This window comes from Mycobacterium sp. (assembly GCF_052145595.1).
GTDB lineage: Bacteria > Actinomycetota > Actinomycetes > Mycobacteriales > Mycobacteriaceae > Mycobacterium.
This window is the reverse complement of record NZ_JBKQOI010000253.1, coordinates 1-6,988: the sequence shown is the minus strand read 5'-3', so window position 1 is coordinate 6,988 and position 6,988 is coordinate 1. Positions and strand designations below refer to the sequence as shown.

General features: G+C 63.5%; 5 protein-coding genes and 2 pseudogenes. 5 read left to right on the top strand and 2 right to left on the bottom strand.

Annotated elements, in window-relative coordinates:
• Positions 1–250 (bottom strand): annotated as a pseudogene (locus ACLP4W_RS22035) (hypothetical protein); the annotation flags it as partial.
• 551 nt (positions 251–801) lie between these two features.
• On the opposite strand from ACLP4W_RS22035, the gene ACLP4W_RS22030 reads away from it, so the two are divergent.
• Complete coding sequence (locus tag ACLP4W_RS22030) at positions 802–1,248, top strand: DUF488 domain-containing protein (protein ID WP_442389542.1); 447 nt, start codon at positions 802–804, stop codon at positions 1,246–1,248.
• Here ACLP4W_RS22030 and ACLP4W_RS22025 read toward each other — a convergent pair.
• A complete protein-coding gene (locus ACLP4W_RS22025) occupies positions 1,231–1,692 on the bottom strand; it encodes a hypothetical protein (protein ID WP_442389541.1) in 462 nt (153 codons plus the stop codon). The genes ACLP4W_RS22030 and ACLP4W_RS22025 overlap by 18 nt on opposite strands.
• A 263-nt stretch (positions 1,693–1,955) precedes the next feature.
• On the opposite strand from ACLP4W_RS22025, the gene ACLP4W_RS22020 reads away from it, so the two are divergent.
• The 4 genes and pseudogenes from ACLP4W_RS22020 to ACLP4W_RS22005 all read left to right on the top strand — a co-directional run.
• Positions 1,956–2,969: an IS1595 family transposase gene (locus ACLP4W_RS22020; RefSeq protein ID WP_442389543.1), complete on the top strand. Its 1,014-nt coding sequence runs from the start codon at positions 1,956–1,958 to the stop codon at positions 2,967–2,969.
• Between the two features lie 231 nt (positions 2,970–3,200).
• Positions 3,201–5,018 carry a serine/threonine-protein kinase gene (locus tag ACLP4W_RS22015; RefSeq protein WP_442389540.1) on the top strand — a complete coding sequence of 606 codons (1,818 nt, stop codon included), beginning with the start codon at positions 3,201–3,203 and terminating at the stop codon, positions 5,016–5,018.
• Positions 5,019–5,737: 719 nt separating this feature from the next.
• Complete coding sequence (locus ACLP4W_RS22010; protein ID WP_442389539.1) at positions 5,738–5,929, top strand: hypothetical protein; 192 nt, start codon at positions 5,738–5,740, stop codon at positions 5,927–5,929.
• Between the two features lie 62 nt (positions 5,930–5,991).
• Positions 5,992–6,988, top strand: a pseudogene (locus tag ACLP4W_RS22005) (ATP-dependent helicase); the annotation flags it as partial.

The following is a 6,988-nucleotide window of genomic DNA, read 5'->3' as shown; positions in this document are numbered from 1 at the left end:
CCGGCGTCATGTCCGACAGCCAGCCGCGAATATCGACCGGATTTGTCAGGGCGGGATGGTCGACTGGACGCGGGCTCTGCGGCGTGGTCCACACCGTGGCCACCGAAACGGCGACATAAGCGCTGCGCGCCACCGACGAGCCGGAGAGGTTGCCAGGGTCAGCGGTTACGGATACTGCCGCCAGCCCGGTGGACAAGACGCCGGTGGACAAAACACCGGCAAGCACTGTTCGGGTGGCGGCGACGGTCACGTCCGTCGACGTTATCGGAGCCGCGCTGGTGTGTCCGGTCGGCGCGCTGGAACACGTCGCAGGGAGAAAGTGTATCCAGTACGCTGCAGCAAACCGCATAGCCGTACTGAATACGGCTTCTACCAGCCATTTCCTGGTCGGGGTGGCGGGATTTGAACCCACGGCCTCTTCGTCCCGAACCACGACACCAGCGCGTTTGATTGAGTTGGGCGCGTTGGTTGGGGTGCGATATCCCAGGTCAGCAGTGTTGATGGTGTTGATCGCGTGTGATTGATGACGGACGTGCTGCGGACTGACTGCGGACCAATCAGATGCTGCACCGGCGCGTGAGCTGCTTGGCTACACACCTGCAATCGTCACCGGGGCACTCGGCGACCGGCACGGTCTCGCCCATTACCCGGTTGGCCAACCCGCCTGGGGGTGGTGCCAATGACAGTTGTCTGAGCTGTGATCCGTGGCTGGGATCTTCGCACCACTCCGAGACAACGATTGAGATACGAATTCTCTGGTGAAGTTCCGCCTGGCGGCTCGGATCGGGCATCATCTTGGCCATGCGCTCGCGGACACCAGCACTCGTCAGTGTCGGTTACGAGGGGAAGACTGTCGATGACCTGGTCAATCATCTCCTCGCGCATAACGTGCAGGTTCTCGTCGATGTACGGCTTACCCCGCTGAGCCGCAAGCCGGGATTGTCGAAGATGAAACTCGACGCCGCTCTCGCCACCGTCGGTATCCGCTACGTTCACCACCGTGCCCTGGGCAACCCCAAGGACAACAGGGCGGGTTTCCGCGCTGGCGACCGCGCCTCGATCGAGCGGTACCAGGAAGTGCTCGATGGTGACGAGGCAGAGGCAGCACTTGAGCACGTCGTCGAACTTCTCGACGGCGGTGTCGTGGCGTTGTTGTGCTTCGAGCAGGACCACGCCGAATGCCATCGCGCTCTTGTCGCGCGTCGGATCCTTGAGGTCGTCCCGAACGCCTCAGTCGTCCACGTCTGAGAGACCGAACAAGCCGAGCTGTTCGTCGACCCGCTTCGGCCAAAACGTGCCGAGGACTGAGAATGAATTCCGGCGCTGGTGCTGATTTCCGATGAAGAAATGTAGGTCGCGGTCCGCAGCCGTCATCATGTCCTCCCACTTCTTCCGTACCTGGTTGATTGTGTCGGTGCCGTACTGGTGTTGCCATTTGCGCCCTGACTCACCCAGCTCCCAATCGAGCACCTTCTGGTCATGCCCAGTGCAAGCGGGGTCAGCGCACTTGTATGCGTAGCGGACCTCGACCGGCATCGCTTCGAGCGGCTTCAGCCCAGGGCCGAAAAGGTCAGGTTGGCTCGCCTTTTCGATCTTCAGTAACTGGTCCTCTGTCCAGGGGGCACCCGGCTTGACGGAAACTTTGGTGACGGTGGGTTTGACGAGACCAAGGGAGGGCGCAGGATCGCTCATCCTCCTGGCGGTCGCGGCGGCGATGAGAGCACACGTTGTGGTCCCACCGCGAAGATCACCGATCAGCTCACGACGCTCTGCCCAATTCTTCTTGGAGTCAACGGTTCTAATGTGTGTTCAATGCTGTTCTGGTCGGGGCGGTAGGACTCGATCCTCGAATCAACGGAGCCGTCCGCCACACTCATAACGTTGCAACACGCCGAAACCATGTACTGCTTATCCGCTTAAGTGGACTTATGCTGGTCAGCGTGGGTTTTGCTGGTGTGGGTCCGGTCGGCGGGTTGGACTATCCGCGGACGTATCAGGAGTTTCGGGCGTGGTTTCCCGATGATGTGTCGTGTGCGGCGTATCTAGCGCGTTTGCGCTGGCCAGAGGGCTTCCGGTGCCCGGTGTGTGGTGGCGATCGGGCGTGGCAGACCTCTACGGCACATTGGAAGTGCGCCGGTTGCGGACGCAAAACATCGGTGACGGCCGGAACGATCTTTCACCGCACGCGCACGCCGCTGAGCACGTGGTTCGCCGCGATCTGGCTGGTGACCTCGCAGAAGAACGGGGCCTCGGCGCAGCATCTGCACGACATGCTCGGCCTGGGCTCCTACGAGACGGCCTGGGTGTGGCTGCACAAGCTGCGCCGGGCGATGGTACGTCCCGAGCGTGAGCTGCTCACTGGTGCCGTTGAGGTCGATGAGTCTTTTGTAGGTGGTCGCGCCACCGGAAAACAGGGTGCCTCAACGGACAAGGCTCCTGTCATGATCGCGGTGGAAAACCTCGGAACACCAGCGAATAGGAAGCTTCGACTCGGCCGGGTACGACTTGGGGTCGCCGATGCGCCAGGCTCCAAACAACTCGTGGATTTCGCCCGCACGACGGTAGCGCCAGGTTCGCTGATCCGCACCGACGGCGCACGGATGTTCCGGGTTCTCGCCGAGGAGGGCTATACCCACCACTACGTGTCGGGCTACAGCTCGCCTGAACCGGGACACGTCACCCTACCCGGACCCCATCGTGTGGCCTCGCTGCTCAAACGGTGGAACGCCGGCACCCACCACTACCGCGTGGAACGCGAGCACCTGCAGTACTACCTCGACGAGTTCACCTTCCGGTTCAACCGCCGCAGGTCAAAGGCCCGCGGAATGCTCTTCTACCGACTCCTGCAACAAAGCGTCAACACCGATCCCCACCCCCTGGCCGACCTCATCGGCGGCGCCGAAGGCCCAGAGCAAACCCTGCGATCGACTCCTAAACCACTGCCCAGCAACAACTTTGACGTATCTTAAGCAAACTAGTCCACTTAAGCAGATAAGCAGTAACCATGTACGGAACTGCCCTATTACGACAACATCGGGTATTCAGATCTGTCAGATTTCTTTTACGTCTGGCTAAGGCACACCGTTGGCCGCGTTTGGCCTGCCCTCTTCGATTCCTTGCCAGTGGTCGGTGGCGCGGCGGTCCTACTCCTCGTCGGCGGAATTCGCTACCTGGCCGTGCCGGTTTGTAGGCTTTCGGACATGCCGTTGAACAACGGTGAGGTCTTCGCTGGCTACGTTATTCAGCGCTTGCTCGGCACTGGTGGTATGGGTGAGGTTTACCTCGCCCAGCATCCTCGTCTGCCTCGTCACGACGCGCTGAAGATCTTGTCATTGGCCTCAATAGCCGACGAGGAGTTTCGGGCGAGATTCAATCGCGAAGCGGAATTGGCAGCGACGCTGTGGCACCCACATATCGTCGGCGTTCTCGATCGTGGCGAGTTCAACGGCCGGCTCTGGATCTCGATGGACTACGTGGACGGCACTGACGCAGGTCGATTGGTTCGGGAGCGCCACCCGGGCGGCATGCCAGAACAAGACGTCTCGGAAATCGTGACAGCGGTGGCTGATGCGCTCGACTTCGGTCATTATCGCCGCCTGCTCCATCGTGACGTCAAGCCGGAGAACATCCTCGTGACCGCGTCCGATGGCCACCGGCGCAGGGTGCTGTTAACCGACTTCGGCATCGCTCGCAGAATCGATGACGTCAGCAACCTCACTGACGCCAACGTCGCCGTGGGAACTATCAGTTACGTGGCCCCCGAGCAACTCTTGGGCAAGCCGCTTGACGGCCGAGCGGATCAATATGCGCTGGCTGCCACGACCTTTCACCTACTAACCGGCGCCCCACCTTTTCAAGACTCAAATCGCGCTGCCGTAATCAGCCACCATCTAAGTACGCCACCACCGCGGATATCGGAGCGCCGACCCGATCTCGCGCACCTCGACGCCGTGCTGGCAAGGGCGCTGGCCAAAGACCCGAACGAGCGATACCCGAATTGCGTCGACTTTGCCCGAGCCCTCACGCAGCAGGGTCCGCGCCGCGATGCCGCTCCAGCGCATCCGCAATCCGGCTCGCAGACGTCGGGGTCGGCCCCCGCCGAGGACCTCGGTTCAGGCGAGCGTCCACCGACGCAGCGTCTCGAGCGTGTGGTCGTTCATGGGACAGCACGCGGCGTACAGCAGAGCGCGGTCGGTGCACAAGATCAGGTCGGGATCTTGTCATTCCAGGTGGTCCCATATGACCCACTAGGCGACCGGCGTGGTCCTGTTCCGGTCGAGATACAAACGCATCTCGTAGCGGGTCAGCTCGCAGACGGGGATGAGGTCGAGGTCAGCGGCTTCTGGGACGGCGGCACCCTCGATGCCGATAAAATCGTCAACTTTTCAGCCGGAGCTCGTCCGAAGCGACGCCGGTCCCAGGTCCGCGCCAAATCGCCGCGAGACGAGGCACCGAAAGGCAGAAAGGTCCGGATCGTTGCACTCGTCGCCGTCGTCGGTGTGATCGTGTTGACCGCGGCTGCGGTTCTGTACTTCACTGAGGGATTCGGCATCTGGACTCGCCCCGGACCAATCGTCAAGCCAGTGAGCGCAACGGTGTTTTCACCCGACGGTGCCCCCGACAATCCGCAGCAGGCCAACTTGGCGATCGACGGCAACCCAGACACGGCGTGGTCCACCGTTACCTATAAGGACGCCGTCCCTTTCCCGAAATTCATCGTGGGAATGGGTCTGTTGCTGCACCTGTCCGAACCGACCGCGCTGAGCGCCGTGACGATCGACGTGTCCAGCACAGGAACCCAGGTGCAGATCCGCTCGTCGCCCACCGGAGCCCCAGCCAAATTGGCCGACACCATCGAGCTGACCCCAACCACGCCACTGCAGCCGGGGCACAACCGCATAGCGGTGCATGACCGGACCAAGACCTCCAATGTGCTGGTGTGGATCTCCACCTTGGGCACCACCGATGGCCAGAGCCGGATGGAAATCTCCGAGATCGCCCTGCAGGCGGCTGCGTAAGGTTGTCTTCCTCCTAGGCGACCGCGGCAATGACTGCGTCCTGCGGCCAGTGACTCGGCCGTTCTCAGTGCCCCTTTCGCGTGTATCAATCCGGGTTGGTTTTCTTCGCAGTCTTTCGACGCATCAGCCTTCCGTTTGGCGTTGTCGACGGCGGTTGACCATGAGCGTCGCTTGTCAGCGCGCAGACGATTGCACGCGGGCACCCGTGAACGTGCGGCAGGATCGAGCTGGGAGCTGGGAATCAGCGTGGCGACACGGCTGAGCAGCACAAACAGCCCATCCTCACCCCGTCATACAGACTCGACAACCCCGTCAGGACACACCTATGTCACCACGCCCGGCAGCACGCTGCTATTCCCCAGCCTGTGCGTCCCCTCCGGCGAGCCGCCAGTGGCGGATGTCCCGGTCGACCACTGCGCGACCGTGGTGCGCTAATGCCTCGCCGTCAACGCACCCGAGCCCAGAACCGGGCCCAGCGCATCACCGCCGAAGGACGCCGGAACCGCTAAGCCCGCCTGGCCCAAAGTGCCCAGATGGTCAGCTACTTCGCCGAACCCCTACCCACCAGCGACGACGAGCCGCCACCCTTCTGATGCAGTCGATGGCAGCTCTGGGCAATGAAACGTCGCAGGAGTTAGGCGGGTCTTGCGCGAACACGCGGGATTCGGACATCGTGTCTCCGGCCCCATCTGGTAGGGGCTGCCCGATACGATCGGTCCGTGCAGCGGCGGCGCAGCAGGTGGAGGGGAACTGCGAAACGTGCTCGCCGGTCCGCCGACAATTTCGACGCGGGGCAATTCGACGATCCCGAGTGGGCCTGGGTGGGTGATCGGCGGATGTTCGTCGTCGGCCATACCCCCGGCGGGGCACCGTTTGGGTGCTTCGAGGACGAACTCGATGATCTCGGGTAGGTCAGCGGCGGCTGAGCTACCCGGTTAGCCTAACGTCGCGCAGCACGAAAAGAGGGAACTGAATGCTGGTCCTGCACGGCTTCTGGTCCATGTCGGGCAGTTTAGGGCTGTGGGCGGAGGACTCCGATCTGCTGGTGAAGAGCCCGAGTCAGGCGTTGCGTTCTGCGCGGCCGCACCCGTTCGCGGCGCCCGCCGACGCGATCGCGGCGATACATCCGGGCAAGCCTGGTACCTGCGTGCTGCTGTTGCCGTCGTTGCGGTCAGCGCCGCTGGACTCACCGGAGCTGATCCGGGTCATCCCGCGCCCGCCAGCGCGAACCGACGCCACGCTGTTGGCGTGGACGGTTCCGGTCGTGCAACTGGATGCCGGAGCCGCGTTGGCGGCGATCGACGAGCCCGCCACGGACATCCGGTACGGCGCGTCGGTCGGCTATCTCGCCGAACTGGCGGCTTTCGCGCGTGATTTGGTCGAGCGTGGTCGGGCGCTGCCGCAGCTGCGGCGCGACACGCACGGCGCGATCGCGTCCTGGCGTCCGGTGTTGCAGGGTCGCGACGTGGTCGCGATGACCTCACTGGCCTCGGCGATGCCGCCGGTGTGCCGGGCCGAACTTGGCGGGCATGACCCGCACGAGCTGGTGGCCTCGGCGTTGGATGCGATGGTCGATGCCGCCGTGCGCGCGGCGTTGCCGCGGATCGACCTGCTGCCCCCGCGCCGGGGGCGCGTGAAACGTCGGTCCGCCGTGGAGGATTGGTTGACGGCGCTGACCGGTCTCGACGGCCGGTTCGACGCGGAATCCGATGAACTCGATGCGCTGGCCCAGGCGTTGCGGCCGTGGGACGACGTTGGCACCGGCACGGTCGGCCCGGCGAAGGCGACATTCCGGTTGTCCGAGATCGAGACCGACGACGACCAGACGTCGGTGGACTCGTCATGGCGGCTGGAGTTCCTGTTGGCGTCGACGGAGGACCCGAGCCTGCTGGTCCCCGCCGAGCAGGTGTGGAACGACGACGGCAGCCTGCGCCGGTGGCTGGACCGACCGCAGGAGCTGCTGCTGACCG